This window comes from Bifidobacterium tibiigranuli, from assembly GCF_009371885.1.
GTDB lineage: Bacteria > Actinomycetota > Actinomycetes > Actinomycetales > Bifidobacteriaceae > Bifidobacterium > Bifidobacterium tibiigranuli.
Genome location: NZ_QLZA01000002.1, coordinates 106873 through 125283 on the forward strand (window position 1 = coordinate 106873; position 18411 = coordinate 125283).

At 58.9% G+C, this 18411-nt stretch carries 15 protein-coding genes; 9 read left to right on the forward strand and 6 right to left on the reverse strand.

The window, feature by feature from the left end; genetic code table 11:
* The first annotated feature begins 77 nt into the window (after nt 1–77).
* The 3 genes from DDF78_RS02070 (at nt 78) to DDF78_RS02080 (ending at nt 2696) form a co-directional block, all read left to right on the forward strand.
* Nucleotides 78–827, forward strand: coding sequence for an amino acid ABC transporter ATP-binding protein (locus DDF78_RS02070; protein WP_202613174.1), 750 nt, complete (start codon nt 78–80; stop codon nt 825–827).
* Between the two features lie 3 nt (nt 828–830).
* Entirely contained in the window at nt 831–1670 is an 840-nt protein-coding gene (locus DDF78_RS02075) for a GNAT family N-acetyltransferase (protein ID WP_152581527.1), read from the forward strand.
* Between the two features lie 99 nt (nt 1671–1769).
* Nucleotides 1770–2696 (forward strand): DUF1684 domain-containing protein, encoded by a 927-nt coding sequence (locus tag DDF78_RS02080; RefSeq protein WP_152581528.1) that lies wholly within the window; start codon nt 1770–1772, stop codon nt 2694–2696.
* Nucleotides 2697–2906: 210 nt separating this feature from the next.
* Here the strand turns inward: DDF78_RS02080 and DDF78_RS02085 are convergent, their stop codons facing one another.
* Nucleotides 2907–3305: a helix-turn-helix domain-containing protein gene (locus DDF78_RS02085; protein WP_152581529.1), complete on the reverse strand. Its 399-nt coding sequence runs from the start codon at nt 3303–3305 to the stop codon at nt 2907–2909.
* A gap of 296 nt (nt 3306–3601) precedes the next feature.
* Between DDF78_RS02085 and DDF78_RS02090 the strand changes: the two genes are divergently transcribed.
* From DDF78_RS02090 to DDF78_RS02105, 4 genes are all read left to right on the forward strand, one after another.
* A complete protein-coding gene (locus tag DDF78_RS02090) occupies nt 3602–5134 on the forward strand; it encodes an ATP-binding protein (protein ID WP_152581530.1) in 1533 nt (510 codons plus the stop codon).
* A 298-nt stretch (nt 5135–5432) separates the two neighbouring features.
* On the forward strand, nt 5433–5990 hold the full coding sequence (locus tag DDF78_RS02095) for a DUF1697 domain-containing protein (protein WP_202613175.1): 558 nt from the start codon (nt 5433–5435) through the stop codon (nt 5988–5990).
* 177 nt (nt 5991–6167) lie between these two features.
* Nucleotides 6168–6824, forward strand: a complete 657-nt coding sequence (locus tag DDF78_RS02100; RefSeq protein ID WP_152581531.1) for a DJ-1/PfpI family protein — start codon at nt 6168–6170, stop codon at nt 6822–6824.
* Nucleotides 6821–7522, forward strand: coding sequence for a GNAT family N-acetyltransferase (locus DDF78_RS02105; RefSeq protein WP_152581532.1), 702 nt, complete (start codon nt 6821–6823; stop codon nt 7520–7522). The genes DDF78_RS02100 and DDF78_RS02105 overlap by 4 nt, the downstream gene beginning before the upstream one ends.
* Nucleotides 7523–7585: 63 nt before the next feature.
* Here DDF78_RS02105 and DDF78_RS02110 read toward each other — a convergent pair whose 3' ends face one another.
* Complete coding sequence (locus DDF78_RS02110; protein ID WP_152581533.1) at nt 7586–8974, reverse strand: Nramp family divalent metal transporter; 1389 nt, start codon at nt 8972–8974, stop codon at nt 7586–7588.
* 425 nt (nt 8975–9399) lie between these two features.
* Here DDF78_RS02110 and DDF78_RS02115 point away from each other — a divergent pair, with 425 nt between their 5' ends.
* Nucleotides 9400–10737, forward strand: a complete 1338-nt coding sequence (locus DDF78_RS02115) for an FtsX-like permease family protein (RefSeq protein ID WP_152581534.1) — start codon at nt 9400–9402, stop codon at nt 10735–10737.
* Complete coding sequence (locus DDF78_RS02120; RefSeq protein ID WP_152581535.1) at nt 10734–12125, forward strand: ATP-binding cassette domain-containing protein; 1392 nt, start codon at nt 10734–10736, stop codon at nt 12123–12125. Before DDF78_RS02115 ends, DDF78_RS02120 begins: the two co-directional genes overlap by 4 nt.
* Before the next feature lie 178 nt (nt 12126–12303).
* On the opposite strand, the gene DDF78_RS02125 is transcribed toward DDF78_RS02120, so the two are convergent.
* The 4 genes from DDF78_RS02125 to DDF78_RS02140 form a co-directional block, all read right to left on the reverse strand.
* Nucleotides 12304–13086: an HD domain-containing protein gene (locus tag DDF78_RS02125; RefSeq protein WP_152581536.1), complete on the reverse strand. Its 783-nt coding sequence runs from the start codon at nt 13084–13086 to the stop codon at nt 12304–12306.
* A 31-nt stretch (nt 13087–13117) separates the two neighbouring features.
* Complete coding sequence (locus DDF78_RS02130; RefSeq protein ID WP_152581537.1) at nt 13118–13987, reverse strand: class II glutamine amidotransferase; 870 nt, start codon at nt 13985–13987, stop codon at nt 13118–13120.
* Nucleotides 13988–14113: 126 nt separating this feature from the next.
* A complete protein-coding gene (locus tag DDF78_RS02135; RefSeq protein ID WP_152581538.1) occupies nt 14114–16783 on the reverse strand; it encodes a KUP/HAK/KT family potassium transporter in 2670 nt (889 codons plus the stop codon).
* 468 nt (nt 16784–17251) lie between these two features.
* Complete coding sequence (locus tag DDF78_RS02140; protein ID WP_152581539.1) at nt 17252–18208, reverse strand: TatD family hydrolase; 957 nt, start codon at nt 18206–18208, stop codon at nt 17252–17254.
* Between the last annotated feature and the right edge of the window lie 203 nt (nt 18209–18411).

Genomic DNA, 18411 nt, shown 5'->3' on the forward strand with positions numbered 1-18411 from the left:
CCGCTGCGACTCGCAAAACTCTCTTACCCTTCACAGCAATGTTCACAGCAATGTCATCAGTCTTAAGGAACAGCACTATGGTTGTCAGAATTTCCGATTTGCGCAAGCGCTTCGACAAGAACGAAGTCCTGCGCGGGGTGAGCATCGAAGTGCCGGATGGCAAGGTAATCGGCCTTATCGGCTCCTCCGGCGCGGGAAAATCCACGCTACTGCGGTGTACGAATTTCCTTGAGTCACCCGATTCCGGGACGCTTGAATTCGATGGCAATGTCGTGGATACCACGCATGCCAGCAAACAGCAGGTTCAGGAGCTGCGCAGGCAGACCGCCATGGTGTTCCAGAATTTCAATCTCTACAAGCTCAGCACCGCGACGGAAAACATCGAGCTCGCGCTCACTCACGCTAAGCACTACGCCCCCAAAAAGGCGCACGAGGCGTCGCTCGAATTCCTGAACAAGGTCGGGCTGTACTCCAAGCGAAACAGCTTCCCCGATCAGCTTTCCGGCGGGCAGCAGCAGCGCGTAGCTTTGGCGCGAGCCGCCGTGCTGCGCCCCAAGCTCATGCTGCTGGACGAACCGACATCTGCCTTGGACCCCGAAAACATCGGCGAAGTGCTCAAGGTTATCAAGAACCTAGCCGATGAAGGGCAATCCATGCTGATTGCATCGCATGAGATGAACTTCCTGCGCCGCATCTGCGATCACGTAGTTTTCATGGATCAAGGCGTCGTGAAAGAGGAAGGTTCAGCCGACCAGATATTCAACCATCCCAAGGAAGACCGCACCCGGCAATTCCTGTCCGGGGTCACACCCCAAGAGGAGGCATAACGCATGTCGTTTGCAAGCATCGCCGCAGCAACTGCGGAGGAAACTCAGACTACGACGAATCTTAAGGCGGGCGATTCGCAGCCCAAGCAATCCAAGCAATCCGAACAGGTGCGCCCAAACTCAATCACATTACGTCTTGCACGGGTGGAGGACGCCCGCGATATCGCGCAATTCTATGCCCACTATGTCACCGAAACGGCTATCAATTTCGAATACGATATACCCCCCAAAGAGGAGTTCGCCAAACGCATCGAACTCGTTTCTACGCGCTACCCATTCATCGTCGCCGACCTTAACGGATCGCAAGTCGTGGGATATGCCTTCGCTCATCCTATGGGAGAGCGGCCGGCCTACGGCTGGTCCGCCGACACCTCCATCTACCTTGATGCCAATTTCCGCGGGCATCGCATAGGATCAGCCCTTTACCAGGCGTTAGAAACCCTGCTGAAAGCACAGCACGTCGTCAGTCTGTTCTCCTGCATCACCGTTCGCCGCGACGATTCGCTGGCCGATATCGGCGGATTGCCGCCGCAGCTTGACGACGTGGCTGGTGGCGATAGCAACGGCAGCAGCAACGATTCCACCGTGAAAACCAGTACTCACGACCCACATCTGCCGGATACCAGCCCCAGATTCCATGCGGCGCTGGGCTACAAGCCCGTCGGGCGCAATTATGCAGCCGGCTACAAATTGGGCACCTGGTACGACAAGCTCTGGATGGAAAAACCCTTGCGCCCTTTGGAAGCCAAACCCGAGGCGATCGTTCCCATTACCGAGCTCTCCAAGAAGTTGATCGCCAAGGCGCTGGAAGACGGCACACGGCTCATCTGGCAACGCGACTAGCCACACAATCCATCACAACCACATAGGGCATCGCAATACCGTAGCAACATCACTAACAAACAACACACAATGTAAGGAACACACAACAAAGGGGTCATCATGACTACATATCAAGATATCCAAAACCTCAGCAACGACGAATACACCGCGCTATGGAACAAACTGCGCGAGGCGCGGGAGTCCCAGCTCAACTCTGAATATGGCTGGCTTTCGCTGCGCAGCATCGACTGGTTGAGCGACAATGCCACCATCACCATCGATGGCTTCCCCGGGCAGTGGACGCAGCAGGGCAACACCGTGATATATACGCCGGAGCCGGGCAAAGACGTAGTGAACCACGGCGAGGTGCTGACCGAGCCCAAGGAGATCACCGTCGACATCACCGCTGACGTGAATGTGGAGGACTTCGACTACGAAGGAGTCCGCGCCCAGCTGATCAAGCGCATCAGTTCGAGCAGAACCTTCGCGGTGCGCCAGCGCGACCCGAACTCGATCACTCGCCAGCGATTCGCAGGAATCCCGCATTTCAAGCCCGACAAGCGCTGGGTCGTTCCCGCGCGCTACGTGCCGCTGCCACAATGGGAGAACGTCGAAACCTCCGCCGTGCTGGGCGACCTGTCCCACAACGAAACCGCCATCGGCGATCTGTATGTCGAAGTTGACGGCAAGGAGCACCGCATCGTCGTCCTGCAAGGGCACAACGATGATTCGGCTTGGATCAAGATCGACGGGAAAACCGGCAAGAAAGTCTACCTGGATAACCGCCAGAACACGAAGGACTACGGCTTCATCCTCCTGCGCGACGCCACTTCCGGCAAGGAGACATACGGCGGCGGGCGAGCTCTTCACCTTGATTTCACCGACCCCGACGGCATCACCTACCTCGACTTCAACCAGACGGGGAACCTACCCTGCGCGTTCACCTACTTCTGCACCTGCCCCTTCGCGCCCGAAGAAAACAACTTCGACTTCGCCATCACCGCCGGCGAAAAGACCCCAACCATCATCGACACTCCTGCTGAGTAATGAGTAGGCGTTAGCTCACTTGGGGAACCTTTCAAACCGTTTGGACTAGGACTAACCTCCAATTGAACGGATTCGGACATTCTCGGCGTGAGAATGTCCGAATCCGTTCAAAAGGCCTCATCGGCAAGGCAAAGCATCGGGTCAAGCAACCACGTCCGCATAAAAATGTTTGCATCGATGACGACTCTTCTCACGATTCCAGTCCCTTGCCTACCGAGTTTTCAAGGGCAACGAGGCTGGATCGATATCATACAGACCCAGATTATCGGCCAAATCGCGAGCCTCCTGCAAGTGAGCCTTTCGATGCATCTGCGCATCTCGGTAAGCAAGCACGTCCTCGCGAGCTACCATGCGCCGACCTGACTGTCCGTTGCGGAAGAACGGTAGACGTCCGGCGTCGAGAATACGTGCGACCGTACGCGCTGACATCTGCAGAATTTCAGCCGCCTCGCCGGTCGTAATCAACGACTGATTATCCGAAGCCGCTTCGGCTGCCTGCAGAGCAGCTTCGAAAGCCGAGCGATCCAGACGGTAGGTCTTGCCGTCACCCTGCAGAACATAGGGCGTATCCGGCTGCACCACTGCCTTATCAATCACCACCATGCTCATGATGACCTCCTTGGGGCGTATTCGAAACGCAATACGGTCATTATATCAAAAACGGCAAAATTGACAATACGGACAAAACTGACTTATTCGAATTCCTGTAATTGGAGGCATACTACGAATTACCCCTCCCCGAAGCCTCTCTTACCAGCCAAGAACCGTCTTCGAACCTAGGAAGTTACTTAGGAAGCAACCTTGTAACCTAGGAAGAATACTTAGGAACCTAGGAAGTTTTGATATACTAGCTTCCTAGGTAATGCAGAATATACTGTAGCGGCGAAACACATAAGGCAGGGGCTATGTTCTCGAGAATCTCCACCGACGCGGAGTTGGCAGCAGCTATTGCCGTTATGAAAGAAGCCGGCACAGATCTGGCGGATTATGAAATCAAAGACGCCAAAGGCGGATTCCCCTCCTCCGTTGTGGAATCAATGGTGGCTTTCGCAAACACTACAGGCGGCGTTATCATTCTGGGCATTTCTGAAAAGACATTTCACGCAGTGGATGTCGATGTCAGGAAACTGCAAAGTCAGCTGGCCCAAGCAGCACGGGATCTGATCAGCCCCGCCATATTCGCCGATATCCAAGTGCTGAACTATGAGCGCAAACCCATCGTGGTGGCAAATATCCCAGAATTGGATGCGCGGCAGAAACCCTGCTACATCAAGCGATATGGAAGACCAGAAGGTTCGTATCTGCGAACCGGCGACGGCGATTACAAACTGACCATGTACGAAATCGACCGTTTCATGGAAAATCAGTATCGCACGGCGCGCAATGACATTGCGATCGTCGACGACGCAACCATCGAGGATTTCGATAGAAAACTGCTATCTGGCTGGCTGGATATTCAGCGAAGCGGATCTTTCGGCGGCACCGCCTCAATGACGGACGAGCAGCTGATGACGAATCGCCGTGTCGTGGCCTATGATGCACAAGGCGTTGCACGGCCTACAATTGCCGGACTGTTTGCGCTCGGCGCATTCCCTCAGAAATTCTTCCCTCGCTTGAACATTGTGTTTTCAGCCTTCCCCACTGCAATCAAAGGAGACGCCTCCACAGGAGGGCATCGGTTTGTAGATTCAGAAAACATCGACGGCCCTATCCCGGTCATGCTCGTAGCGGCGCTGCGTGCTGTCTCACGCAATATTCGACACGGTGCGCTCATCAAAGGTGCCCTGCGCGAGGATGTGCCCGAGTACCCGCTTGATGCGATCAGGGAAGCAGTTGCGAACGCCTTGATGCACCGCGATTATTCGCTCGACGCCCAAGGTGCGCCCGTCCGGGTGGAACTGTATCCAGACCGCTTGGAAATCATCAATCCCGGCGGTCTGTTCGGACCTCTCACCGTTGATGAACTCGGGAAGAAAGGCAGTACGCAATCCAGGAATCAGTTCCTTTCCAGGATTCTGGAAGACACCCCGTACACGGACATCGATGGGCAGACAGGGCACGTGGTTGAGAATCGCGGCACCGGGTACGCGATCATCAAGGGCTCTCTGGCCGATGCGCTGATGCCGCCTCCAATCCCAGTCAGCTCATTAAGCGAATTCCGCATTATCTTCGGGCATCGCAAGATGACCGAACAGGAAGGCGCTTCTTACTCGCACGACAATATGAGATCGGCCATACTGGCCTACCTAGCGGAAAGGCAAAGCGCCAGCACCTCTGAACTGGCGAACGCCGCCGGAGTCTCCACCAAAACCATTCGTGATTATATTTCCCAACTGATGGAGGAAGGACTTGTGGAAGGCATCGGATCCAAATACAGCCCGAAACGCCGTTATCGGCTTATCGCATCGCACGGAGAGACGAGCAGCGTCGCCAATTAACCGACTAATCGACCGTGCGCCACAACGAACCTAGGAAGTTACTTAGGAAGTAACCTTGGAACCTAGGAAGAATACTTAGGAACCTAGGAAGTTGGTAGGGTTTAGCTTCCTAGGTACTTCCTAGGTTCCACGGCAGGAGTTAACTAGGTAATGGGCGGCAGAACTGAGTTGCCAGCCAATGCCCCGCTTCACTGCGATCGCGCCCTCATGTCGCGGATATCGGTCAGACTCGTTGTCATCCACACCGACAGCATCCATACCGACGAGAACCGGTGAAACCAAGCGAAAGGAGCCACACATGGTCATGAAGCGGTATGCGGCGCTCCTTCGCGGTGTCAATGTGGCGGGCCATAGGCGCGTGGCTATGGCTGAGCTGCGAGCGCTGCTGGAACGTCTCGGATATCAGCGCGTCGTCACATATCTGCAGAGCGGACAGGTCGCCTTTGATGCTGAAGGCTGCCTCGATGATGTGCTTGCGGCTCGAATCAGCCAAGCGCTGGCCGACGAATATGGTTCCGCTGTCGATGTGATTGTGCGGGACCATGATTACTTTGACGCAATTGTCTCGCACTGCCCGTTTCCCGCAGGCGAATACGCACCCAAACAGCTCCATGTCATTTATCGTTCGGCCCAGCCCGACCCGGCGCGGCTTGATCAGATCGACGCTACCGCATTGTTGCCCGAGCGATTCGCCGTGGGCGACCGAGCCATCTATCTCCTGCTGCCGGGCGGCATTGGCCGCTCCAAACTCGCCGCGCAACTCGTGCAGCCGCGCATTCTGGAATCCGGCATAATCGCCACGGTTCGCAATTGGAACACGGTCACGAAACTCGCAGCAATGACCGACGAGAAATAAGCGCGACGTAAACGGCCGGTACACCGTATCGTTCATCGCAGCGCAATCGGAACCGTCGTCGGTTTCGCCGCTTGATTTACGAAGCTCTACCACGACCGCGTGCGCTACCTCTGCCCAGCCTGTCACGCCCCATGCCATAATGAGCCTCAACACAAAGGCATGGAAAGGGTGCATCACATGGAATGCTTAGATATCGCGGTGTTGCTGTTCGAGGGGTTCGAGCCACTGGATGCGTTCGGGCCGGTGGAAATGCTGGGATATCTTGGCAAAATCGACGGGTCGCCGGCCGAGACCCGGCTGCGTTTCGTGTCGCAGCAGGGCGGATTGGTGCACGGCAGCTATGGCGTACCCGTGCAGACGACGCCGGTTTCGAGCGACGACAAACCTGACGTGCTGCTGGTTCCTGGTGGAGGCGGCACGCGCCCGCTGAGCAAGGATGCCGACTTCATCGCCATGCTCGACTCCTTGGCATCACGCTGCGAGCATTGCCTGACGGTCTGCACCGGTTCGGCGCTGCTCGCAGCGACCGGTCAGCTCGACGGGCGGTGCGCAACCTCGAACAAGCGCGCCCTGAATTGGGTGAAATCCGTGCGGCCGCAGGTCAACTGGCAAAATCAAGCCCGATGGTCGAGCGATGGAAAATACGTCACTTCATCGGGCATAAGCGCCGGCATCGATATGGCGCTGGGCTGGATCGCCGGGCAGTATGGCGTCGAACTCGCGCGACGCATCGCCGAGCACACCGAGTACCGCTGGACCGAAGACCCGCACGATGACCCCTTCGCAGTTGAGCCATCGTCTTCTCCTGCCGGTCAAACGAGCAACCAAGCATGAGCAGCACGGAATTCACCAACGCCGAGTCTATCGCTACACATTCTTCCGCCGCCGAGTCCAACGACGTGCCCTTCGTCGCTCAGTCCGATGCCATCGAATCAGTCAGCAATGAATCCACCAACACCGAGCGGCTGCTTCTTCAACGCCCGACTATGGAGGATTTGAACGAACTCCATGCGCTGCACGCCGATCTGCGCGTGTGGACGCATCTGCCCAGCGGCGTTCACACGTCAATCGGCCAGACTCGGACTATGCTGCTCGAATGGCTCGCCGATTGGGAACGCGATGGCATCGGCTACTGGGTTGCGCGAAACACGCAAGGCGAGTTTATCGGAGTCGGCGGCGTGCGTCTGATTGCAGCCGCCGCATCACTGCATTCTGCATCGAAACGCCCCGAGTCGAAGCAATCCTCCTACATTGGGTGGAATATCTACTATCGGCTTACGCCCGCGCGATGGCATCGCGGCTACGCGACTGAAATCGCGCGCAAGGCGCTGCAGACAGCACACACCCTGCACCCCGAAATGCCCGTTTTCATCAACGCCCTGGAACGCAACACGGCATCATGCAGCATCGCACTTCGTCTCGGATTCGCGCTCGCGCACAAAGACACCGACCCAGCCGCCGACAATCTGCTCCGCTGCCTCTACACAGACCGCCCCGTTGACGACTCAACAATCCGCGCCTTCCTGGGTTGACATATACCGCAGCCGCCTATCTCAACCCTCGGAATCACCGCCGCTTACCGCAGCGTAACACCGTCACAACGCCGCAAACAACGCACCGACGGTCTGCACGATGAGCTGGATGTTTAGCCCGGTGAGCACCGCCACGACCACCCACGCGAGGATGGCGAGCCAGAGCGGGTTGGCATGCTTGCCCATGACCTTTTTGGACGAGGTGAGCCACACGAGCGGCACCATCGAAATCGGCAATGCCACGCATAGGAACACCTGCGAGTAAACGAGCAAGCTGTCGAGGGCAGATTCTTTGCCGCCGAAGACGATGGCGCAGATGAGCACGGGGATGATCGAGATGACGCGCGTGACCAGCCGGCGCAGCCACAGCGGAATGTGCATGCGGATGAAGCCCTCCATCACGATCTGCCCGGTCAGCGTGCCGGTGATGGTGGAGTTCTGTCCGGATGCCAGCAATGCGACGGCGAACAGCGTGCTCAGGGCACCGCTGGCGACGGGGCCGGCCAGGGACGAGTCGCCCAGCGCGTTGTACAGCGAGGTGAAAGTGTCGAGCCCATCGCCGTGGCCATAGAACATCGCCGCGCCGAGCACGAGCAGCAGGCAGTTGACCACGAAGGCCACGCTGAGCTGGATGTTGGAGTCCCATGCGGCGAAACGCACAGCGTGGTCGACCTGCGCTTCGTCGCTGCGGTCCACCTTGCGGGTCTGCACGATCGAAGAGTGCAAGTACAGGTTGTGCGGCATCACGGTCGCGCCGACGATGCCGAGCGCCATTGTGAGCTGCGAGGGCTTCAGGATCGCGGGGGTGGGCAGGAAGCCGGCGAACATGGCGCCCATATCCGGTCTGGCGAGCGCCACTTCGTAGACGAACACGACTACGATGACCGCAATCAGCGCGGCGACGATGGCCTCGATCTTGCGGAATCCGATTTTCGTAAGCAGCAGCAACAGCAGCACGTCGAGCACGGTAAGCGCCACGCCGACAGTCAGCGGAATGCCAAACAGCAGATTGAGCGCGATTGCGCCGCCGATCACCTCGGCGATGTCGGTAGCCATCACGGCTAGTTCGGTGCAAATCCACAGCGCGACTCCGAGCTTGCGCCCGGTATGCATGCGCGTGGCCTGCGCGAGATCAAGCCCAGTGACGATGCCGAGCTTGGCGCACATGTACTGCAGCATCATCGCGATGAGGCTGGAAATCAGAATCACCGACATGAGCAAGTAGCCGAACTGCGCGCCGCCACCGATCGAAGTGATCCAGTTGCCCGGGTCCATATACCCTACGGCCACGAGCGCGCCGGGACCGGAGAAGGCCGCGAGATTCTTCCAGAAGCCCGAGGAACGGGAGGGGACGTGAATCGTCGAATTGATCTCCTCAAGAGACCGCCCGTTCGCGGTCGTCACCAGTGGGCGACGTGCGGAAGCGCCTGTCTCTCCTATATTTTTAATCATGGGTATTGCTTTCTACCTTCGTTTCAATATTACTATATTCGAGGGGTCGAACTTTTATGTAACAACAATAAATACGGCGTGGCGAAACACGCAAGACCCGCTGCGCAATCCTCTACCCAATTCACTACGCAATCCCCTGAGTAATTCCCTGCGCAATTCTCTGCCCAATAATCGAAAAACCAAGCGAACCCACCGCCCAGCGCAAAGCCAAGTCCCTGTTTTCCAGCCCCCTTTCCGATTGCTCGCAGCGGACAATCAGCATTGCGCAAGACAACGGTCACATAGCGTGCCCATAGTTAAGTGCGTACGAGATTCACGCGCGGCATGCGTCACGGCTTCGGGGCGTGCGTCGACTACGCTGTAACCGAACGCTGTAACGCGGCTCGAAGGTCCTGCCGCAGGCCGCAAGAGAAGTGGAGAGCTGCATGTTCGTTCTCAAGAACGCATGGTCCGCATTGACGCATCATTTATGGCGCACCATATGCATCGTCGTCGTCGCGGCGCTGATCGTATCCGCCAGCCTGTTCGGGCTCGCGACGCGGCAGGCGAATGACACCGCGCATGGCACGGCATACAATTCGCAGCAGGTTTCGGCGGTCATCAGGCCCACCGCAGCCACGATGGCCACGCGCAACGGCGCGGACCCGTCCTGGACCAAGCATTATCTGTCATGGAACGACTACACCACCTACGCCACGGCAGTGCAGACGGCGCAATTGCAGTTCACCTATTCGTTCACCGAATCGCTGCCGGTGCGCCAAAGCGCATCGTTCACTGCGATTCCGGGCTCCGCTAGGCCGGATTCGAACGCTACGGGCGGAGAGTTCACGCTGCGCAGCTTCTACACGAAGGACGCTGCCGCAGCCAACGATCTGGGAACCTACAAGCTCATCGCGGGCAAGCAGCTCAACTACACCGGGCAGGACAAGACCGGCGTGCTGATCTCGCAGCAGGCGGCCATGCGCAACAAGCTCACGGTCGGCAGCGAGTTCAAGGTCGGCGACCCCTCGAATGCCTCGAAATCCTACACTTTCAAAGTGCTCGGCATCTACGCCTACACAGGCGACGCCCCCCAAGGCTACGGCTCGGACGCGAAGCTCGCGAAGGACAACCGCGAGAACGCAATCTACACCAGCTACTACGCCTTTGGCTCCAACGGCTTCGAGTCCACCACGGCCAAGAACTGGTCCGTGCCCGATCTCAACATCATGTTCCAGCTGAGCGGGGTTTCGGATTACAACAAATTCGTCAAAATCGTCAAGGCCGCGAAGCTGCCGTCCACACACACGGTTTCGTCGCCTTCACTTGAGGCCTATCACGAGAAGATCGCCCCATTGGTTGCGCTGCATACGAAGACGGAGCTGCTGCTGGATATCGCATGGATCGCCGGCGCACTGCTGCTGCTCGCGCTTGCAGCGCTGACGATGCGCAACCGCCGTGGCGAGCTATCGACCGCGCTGATTGTTGGCGCAACGAAGCCACGCATCGGCTGGCAGCTCATGCTGGAACTGCTGCTGCCCACGCTGCTCGGACTTGCCATCGGCATGCTCGCCGGAGGCTTCGGCACCAAGCCGCTCGGGGCGGCGCTGCTGAGCGGTTCAGGCCTGAGCAATGGCACAATCGCCATGAACGCGGGAATCATTTGGAAGGTGCTCGGCCTCGGCCTGTGCGCGAGCCTGGGTCTGGGCATTATCGCCTCGCTGCGAGCGCTGCTGCTGCGTACCGATACCCTGTTCGAGCCGCGTGAGGAGGTGGCGCGATGAGCGAAAAGCAGCCTGAGAACGCAACGGAGGCGACCGGTCGCGAGAATCCGGAAGCCGTAAACGACACCACCGAAAGGGATATGGACATGAGCGACGACAACGAGACACGCGAGCTGCCCGATGAATCCGCATCTTCCTCGGATGGCGAGTCTGAAACCGCAGCGGAAGGCCGAACCGTGCAGTTCAGCGTCGTCTTCGATGACGATGAGGACGGGGATTTCGCGGTCATATCGGGCGATGGCGGACTCTCCGGTGATAACAATAACGATGACAACGACGATGCGGAAAGCGGGATTGGGGCTGATTCCGGTGCCGCTGCCAAGGCCGATCAGCCCGCCGATGATGTCAATTCGTCCGATGCGCAAGACTCAGATGCTCAGCATTCGGCCGCGCAAAACGCCAACAATCATTCCGCCGAGGCAGTCGCCAAGCAAGACGAATCGGACGACTCGCACGACGCACAAGCCGTGGGCGCAGACGCCATCAGCACAGACTCCGCAGACGACGAAGCATCCGAAAACGCCGCAGGCGATGTCGCAGCATTGAACGCCGCCCATGTCAAAGCGACGCTCGGACTCACCCAGTCGCAGGCCAATCCCCTTTTCGCAGCCGCGACGACGCAGGACGCGGCCGACTCCACGTCCGACTCCGCAGTAGCCCCCACGGAACGCATCGCTTCGCGGCTTGACAGGGAGATCGTCTCTCGGCGCGATGACGCCATGCTGCTCAAGTCCTACCCGAACTTCGCGCTGGACCATCTCACCGTAACCAACCGCAAATCGGGGCGCAGCGTGCTTGATGACGTGGATATGGCGTTCCACGCGGGCAAGCTGTACGCCGTATTCGTCGACGACGAGGAGCAGCGCACGGCGCTCATGTCCGTTATGGGCGGCTTCACCCGGGCGAGCAGCGGGCAGGTGCTGCTGAAAAGCGCGAATATCAATGAGCTGGAAATCGGCGAGATTCGCGGCCACCGCATCGGCATGATTCCGCAGCGTTTCGCGTTGCGCGAGGACCTCGACGGCGTGGCGAATCTGGTGTATGCGATGGACGCCTCCGGGCGCACGTTCCTGAAGCCCAAGCCACAGGTCGCGCGCGATCTGCTCAGCCGGGTCGGTTGCGAGGACATCCACGCCGGCGTCCCCGTGCGCGAGCTGCCCGCAGTCGATCAGCGGCGCATGGCGATCGCCCGGGCGATTAGCTGCGAAGCATCGGTCATCATCATCGACGGCCCTACTCTGGGGCTGGACGATGCCCAATCGCAGGAGATACTGTCCCTGCTGACCACGGTCTCGCGCAGCCGCGACACGCGGCGCAGCGTCATCATGCTCACCTCATCTGACGTCGATTGCGACGCGGCCGACACCGTGTACGACGTGGATGAGTGATTGTCGGCTCACACTTTTTGAGGACGACCAAAAAAAGTGTGAGCCAAATGAACACAAGCCATGTTATGTTTTATCGGCAAGAATAGCGCAATTTCAACGTTTCTTGCTATAAAAAATCGAACATAGTTTGTGCGTTTGGCTCACACTTTTTCTGGTAAGCGCAAAAAGTGTGAGCCTGTTACTGCACGAGACGCATCTCGAAGCGCTTCGCCAGTGCCGGAATATCAGGCGTGCCATATTTGGCCACGAGATCGAGCCATTGGCGCTTATTGGCCTCGCCATATCGGCCCGCCTTCGCGGCGTAAGCCTCGGCCGTGAGAAACTTCGGCGGAATCGACTTGCTGTGGTATTTGTCGGCCACCATGACGACCTCCTGCTCAAGGGTCATCGGCACGTAGTCCCCATCCGGCAGCGGCAAGTGCTGCGCCTTCACCTGCTCGCTGGTCAGCCCTACTCCGGTATGGTTCCGGGCGAATTGCGCCACCGATTCGTCCACGCCTTGTTCGAGCAGATACTCATAGCCCAGCAGCCCATGCAGGATGTAGCGCGGCCCGTCGAAGCTCAACGCGCCCCCGTCCGAGCCGTCGTCCTTAAGGACCTTGTAGGTGCCGATATCGTGCAGCATCGCCCCGAGGACCGCAAGCTTCTCATCCAGCAAGTACGGCGGCACCTTGCCTCCGCTTACCCCATCGGTCGGCGGAACGGCGGGTGCAGCAAGGGACAAGCTGCTCGTGGCGAGGCAGTCCGCTGATGACGCGGGTTGCCTCCCGCCCAGCTCAGCAGCGCCTGCGGGCAGCGTGCAACGCCGCACGAACAGCGCGTTCTGCCGGTGCACCAGCTGGCGGGTGATGGTCGCGATGATGACGCAATGCGTGTGGATGAGGTCGTAGGCCGCCTGCGAGGGCGCAATCGTCCGATGCAGCTCGTCGGCCTGTGCAAGCGTAGGAATGATTCCGGTCATACGACCATTGTAGGGAGTCGGTCCGAATGACTTAGATGGAGCGCAGCCTGAACTGGCCGGTGCGATTCGAGGCGATGAGCATCTCGTTGTTCTTCAGCGCGGTCCAGCCGTCGGCCTCATCCTGCTTGAAGCCCGAACTGGCCGCCACGACGCCCGCAGGCTCGCCGTTCTCGTCGTTCAGGGCGCGGTAGCGTAAGGTTCGGTAATCATAGACCTTGCCGCCACGACCGTAGCGGTTGTAAATCTCCACGACGCGCGACGCAGTTTCCTCGTGCCCTGCGGCGCACAGCACGATCAGCTGGTCCTCGCTCTGCAGCATGCAGTTGTAGCTCGACTTCGGGTAGCGCTGGCGCAGTTCGCGCACCGCCTGCGCCACGGCCTCGTCCAACGCGAATCCGAAGCCGATGTATTCCAGAATCACCGCGAAGAACATGGCCGAATCGCTGCGGCCACCCGTCGAAAGGAATATTTTCTCGTCAACCGGATAGTCGTGGCTGGCAATAATATTGCGGCCCTGCTCGTCCGAGATGTCGCCATTGTGGATGAAGCTCAGCCCGTTGGCGAAGAAGGGCTGCTGGTTTTCAAGGATCAGCGGCAGATTCGAGCTGGCCAGCCGCAAATGCCACAAGGCCCCGCGCGCAGGCTCTTCGGCGAGTTCGCCGAACACCGGATCGAATTCGGCGGCGAGCGTGGAGCGATACAGCCTCGTCCCGGTTTCCGGGCTGGGAGCGCCGCCATCGGGCACATACGGCGGTTCCACCGGCTCGGACAGCAGCGAAGCGCCCCAGCCGTCGTTGTGGATCTCGCTCAGGGCCCGGTAATCGGCCACCGCCTGCGATCCCAGGATGGCGTGAAGGCTTAGGTCGAAGCCCGCGGTCGCATATCCCAGTAATCTGCACATAACAGCCCACTGTAACGCATGTTTGCCACCCCGCACGCGGTAGGGTCATAAGCGATTCCTATAACGGGCGTTTAGCGGGCATTGAACGGCAAGCGCACAGCAGGCGTTCAGACCCGCTCAAACCGTTCAGGCCTTGCCGTCGGTCTCGCCTCTGCGATTCTTTGGAGCGGCTGCGGCAGACTTCTCAGCGGATTGTTCGGCGGCCGTTTTGCCAGGCTTCTTGGCAGTCTTGTCCGCATTATGAGGACTGCTCGTTTTCCCCGTGCCGGAGGCAGCAGACGCTTCGGTGTGCTTCTCAACAGCCTTTTCGACAGCAGCCTTCTCAGCAGCAGCCTTCTCAGCAGCCGGCTTCTCGGCAGCGAGTTTGGCAAGACCTGCAGAAACGCCAGGATTAGCCGACGAATCAGCAATCTTGACCTCAATCTTGCCGCCAGCACCAACCACAGAGCCAGCACCGGCACCAGACCCACGACGGGCATCATTCGCCTTCACGGTCTCGCGGCGCAGGCGCGGCGGCCGGCGCGTGGTGACGAACAGCGGCTGCACTTCGATCTGCGGATTGTAGGGTGCCAGGCCGAACCACTTGATCGGCGAACCGACCAGATGGCGAATCGCATACTTCATGCGCAGCGACAGCGCCTCGCGCGTTGAAATATTCGATTCAGGCATCAGCGCCTTGTGCACCAGCACATAGCGAATCGTGCCGATATCCGGGTCGGCATCGATCTTGGGGTACGCCGACTTCTGCTGCGGCAGCTCGCCGGTGCGCGAAAGATCGTGCATCACCTGATGAATGTAGGCCGGAATCGACTGGGAGACCTTGAATCCGATGCGGATGCGTACACGATATATATAGTTCGTTCCGAAATTCTCCACCGAATACTCGCGGGTGAACGGCTGATCGGTAGTCTCCACCGAAATGGCCCACCAGGCGCGGGCGCGCTTGGGATGGTCGGCGAAAATGGAGAAGAAGATGTCAGTGTCCAGCCGCTTCATCTCGGTGTCCGACGTCAGATACACGATGTTGTCGGAATAATACGGGATGCGGAAGTCGCCGTGCAGCTTGTCGAGCGCGGGCAGGAAGTCGGTGGGCCGCATGTGGCGGCGCTGCAAGCGCTCGATTTTGGTGCCGTCATTCCACGTGACCATGATGAGCAGAATCAGCATGGTGAGCAGCATCGTGAACCAGCCGCCGTGCAAAAACTTTGCAGCCGATGAAACGAAAAACATCGTCTCGACGGCAATGAACAACACGCAGAATGCGATGGAGAATAGGTGATGGTGGTGATGATGCAAATAAACCGATAGCAAAATCGTGGAATTGATCATCGTAACGGTAAGCGCCAAACCGTATGCGGCAGAGATGTGTTCGGAATCACGGAACAGCATGAGCACGCTGAGAACAGCCACGCATAATACTGTATTGACGACAGGAATGTAGAGCTGGCCGCGCGTACGTGATGGGTAGCGCACCTGCAGATGCGGCATCCAATTGATGCCCGTGGCCTCGGAAACTATGGTGAACGCGCCGGAGATCAAAGCCTGCGAGGCGATGATGCCGGCAGCGACGGAGAGCGTCACCGCGACATAGCGCACATCAGGATTGAGCATATCGAAGAAGGGGTTAAGCCCCTCGACATTGGCGTAGGCTGCATTGTGCTGGTTGCGCAGCATCCATGCGCCTTGGCCGAAGTAATTCAGCACCAGCGCGACCTTGATGAATGGCCAGGTGAAGTAGATGTTGCCGCGTCCGACGTGGCCCATATCGGAATACAGCGCCTCGGCACCGGTGGTCGAGAGGAACACCGTGCCCATAAGCGCGATGCCGGCCAGGTTGTGCGAACTGAAGAGGAATCTGACGCCATAGACCGGGTTCAGGGCTGCAAATACGCTCCAGTCGTTGCTCAGACTCACCATGCCGACGATGGCGAGGAAGGTGAACCAAGTGAGCATGACGACGCCGAAGATCTTGCCGATGCTTTCGGTGCCGCGCGATTGCACGGCGAAAAGCGCGACGATGATCACCGCTGTTATGGTCAGCGCCAGATTCGGATTCATGCTGAACACCGGCGCAAACGCCGGAATCGTCTTCAGGCCTTCGACTGCCGACGAGATCGAGACCGCCGGGGTGAGCACCGAATCTGCGAGGAAGGCCGCGCCGCCGAGCATGGCCGGAATCGTAAGCCACGCACCGTATTTGCGAATCAGCGAGTACAGCGCGAAGATGCCGCCCTCGCCATTGTTGTCAACGCGCAAGGCGATGAGCACATATTTGACCGTGGTAATCAGCGTGATCGACCAGAACACCAGCGACAGCATGCCGAGCACCGCACTGCGGTCGACATTGCCCAGCCCGCCCTGACCGGAGATAAAGGTCTGCGCGGTGTACAGGGGCGAGGTGCCGATGTCGCCATAGACCACGCCGAGCGCAATGATGGACATGCCAAGGGAGACCTTGTCGGGGCTGTGCTGCACCTTGATCCACCAGCGAGCCAGCGGGCCCTTGTCGGCCATAAGCGCGAGCCGCTGCTCCTCCTGGCGCTGGGTCTGCTCCTGCTTGGCGATCTCCTCGCGCTCCTCTTTGGTGAGCGTGCGGCGCGAGACCTTCGGCGCATTCGTGAAGGTGTCGGCTTTCAGCAGGGTGCTATCCGCCTGGGGAGGCGCGGGTTTTCTGCCGATTCTGCCAGTCGGTTTGCGCTGCTCCTGCGGCTCCTGATGCCCCTGCTTAGCCTGTTTATGGCGTTGGTCGTTGCTCTGCGACCGCTCCGACGCCCTGTTCCGACGCGACTGCACCATGATGCATCCTCCATTGCGCAGACCTCTGCGTTGTGTTCACTGGCCTGCAACCGCTGACGAACACTGTGGTATGAGTGTGTTGTGGTTGTGCTGTAACTGTGTTATGTAACTGTTATGTCACTGTGTGCTGTACTTATGTTATGTGGCATTTTTCAAGCCAAGCCGCCAGTCTATACTGCCTATCGACAGATGCCAACTTCTCTTCACAAGTGGGCGGCCATGCAGCGGTTAATGCGATCAGCTGCACGTGATGCCTATTGCGTGGCAGCGCACGCGGTATCGTACGTTTTCCTTATTGCTCGCGCAGTTCGTATTGGAAAACGTACGCTTATCCGCACTCAGTGTACGTTTTCCAATACGAACTGCGTGACCGTGTAGTACAACGTACGCTGCCGAGCTGCATATTGCATGGGAATCCCTGCGCCTGATCCCCTGTGCGGCGTCCGCAGGCCTGTATTCTTTACCGAATCACACTCCGTACACGGCGTGCGTGGTGCGCCGCGTGGCCTGGGCCACTTCGGCAATCGTCATATCGGTGGCTTCGGCGAGCGCGGCAAGCGTGTAGGGGATCATATAAGGCGCATTGGTGCGGCCGCGATAGGGCATGGGGCTCAGATACGGCGCGTCGGTTTCGACCATGATATGCTCCGGGCCGACGATGCGGGCGGACTGCCGAATGCCATCATTGCCCTTGTAGCTGACCGTGCCTGAAAAGCTCAAATACCAGCCGTGTTCCTTGGCTATCTGCGCCATTCCGGCATCGCCCGAATAGCTATGGAACACCGTGCGCTCGGGGCTGCCGTCGGCCAGCAGCGCCTCGATGACTTGCCTGTGCGAGTCGCGGTCGTGGATCTGCATGGGAAGATTCAGCTCTTTCGCCAGCGCGATATGCGCGCGAAAGGCCTCGCGCTGAATGTCGGTGGCGGCGGCACCCGTGCGGAAGAGATCCATACCGGTTTCGCCTATCGCGACAACCTGGCTTGGATAGGCTTTGGCGAGCCGCGCGACCTCGGCGAGCGCATCCTCGAAACTCGTGTCGTGATACGGCTTGTACGTAACCGGCAGACCATCCGGCCCCGGCACCCCGCGATGGCCGTGCAAAACCGCCTCATTCGGGTGAATCGCAAGCGCCGCATGCACGGTATTCGGGTGGTCCAGCGCCATCTGCACAGCCGTCATGAGGTTCGGCAGCTCGCACCCGACATCGATGATGCCCTCCACGCCGACCGCGCTGGCCTGGCCCAGCAGATCGTCAACGCCGTACACCGGCACCTCCGGCTGGCCCTTCTCCTCGGCCTGCCGCCGCATCTCGCGGGCGAAGGGCACGACCGAGGCCACATGCGTATGATCGTCAACGACATGCACGCCCTCGGGAAGCGGTTCGGGGGCAGGCGCCCAGCTGCGTTTGCGATGATGATGGCTCATGACGCCTAGTGTATGCGGAGGTCTGGCGTGTCCCATACCCAAGAAACTCGGCAGTCCTAGTAGCGACGTCACGCAAATAAGGTCGTTTGCGTGACAAACGTACTAGAAATCACTGGTTCTCGTATTGTCGTCACGCGAAACCATCAGTTTACGTGACGACAATACGAGAACGCTGCTGCTACAGCCGAAACCGGCGAGGCACC

Excerpts from the sequence above, each read along its gene's own strand:
- DDF78_RS02100 (WP_152581531.1), top strand. The coding sequence starts at position 6,168 with ATGGAATGCTTAGATATCGCGGTGTTGCTGTTCGAGGGGTTCGAGCCA.
- DDF78_RS02110 (WP_152581533.1), bottom strand. The coding sequence starts at position 8,974 with ATGATTAAAAATATAGGAGAGACAGGCGCTTCCGCACGTCGCCCACTG.
- DDF78_RS02095 (WP_202613175.1), top strand. The coding sequence starts at position 5,433 with ATGGTCATGAAGCGGTATGCGGCGCTCCTTCGCGGTGTCAATGTGGCG.
- DDF78_RS02135 (WP_152581538.1), bottom strand. The coding sequence starts at position 16,783 with ATGGTGCAGTCGCGTCGGAACAGGGCGTCGGAGCGGTCGCAGAGCAAC.
- DDF78_RS02115 (WP_152581534.1), top strand. The coding sequence starts at position 9,400 with ATGTTCGTTCTCAAGAACGCATGGTCCGCATTGACGCATCATTTATGG.
- DDF78_RS02130 (WP_152581537.1), bottom strand. The coding sequence starts at position 13,987 with ATGTGCAGATTACTGGGATATGCGACCGCGGGCTTCGACCTAAGCCTT.
- DDF78_RS02140 (WP_152581539.1), bottom strand. The coding sequence starts at position 18,208 with ATGAGCCATCATCATCGCAAACGCAGCTGGGCGCCTGCCCCCGAACCG.
- DDF78_RS02070 (WP_202613174.1), top strand. The coding sequence starts at position 78 with ATGGTTGTCAGAATTTCCGATTTGCGCAAGCGCTTCGACAAGAACGAA.
- DDF78_RS02080 (WP_152581528.1), top strand. The coding sequence starts at position 1,770 with ATGACTACATATCAAGATATCCAAAACCTCAGCAACGACGAATACACC.
- DDF78_RS02085 (WP_152581529.1), bottom strand. The coding sequence starts at position 3,305 with ATGAGCATGGTGGTGATTGATAAGGCAGTGGTGCAGCCGGATACGCCC.
- DDF78_RS02105 (WP_152581532.1), top strand. The coding sequence starts at position 6,821 with ATGAGCAGCACGGAATTCACCAACGCCGAGTCTATCGCTACACATTCT.
- DDF78_RS02075 (WP_152581527.1), top strand. The coding sequence starts at position 831 with ATGTCGTTTGCAAGCATCGCCGCAGCAACTGCGGAGGAAACTCAGACT.
- DDF78_RS02090 (WP_152581530.1), top strand. The coding sequence starts at position 3,602 with ATGTTCTCGAGAATCTCCACCGACGCGGAGTTGGCAGCAGCTATTGCC.
- DDF78_RS02120 (WP_152581535.1), top strand. The coding sequence starts at position 10,734 with ATGAGCGAAAAGCAGCCTGAGAACGCAACGGAGGCGACCGGTCGCGAG.
- DDF78_RS02125 (WP_152581536.1), bottom strand. The coding sequence starts at position 13,086 with ATGACCGGAATCATTCCTACGCTTGCACAGGCCGACGAGCTGCATCGG.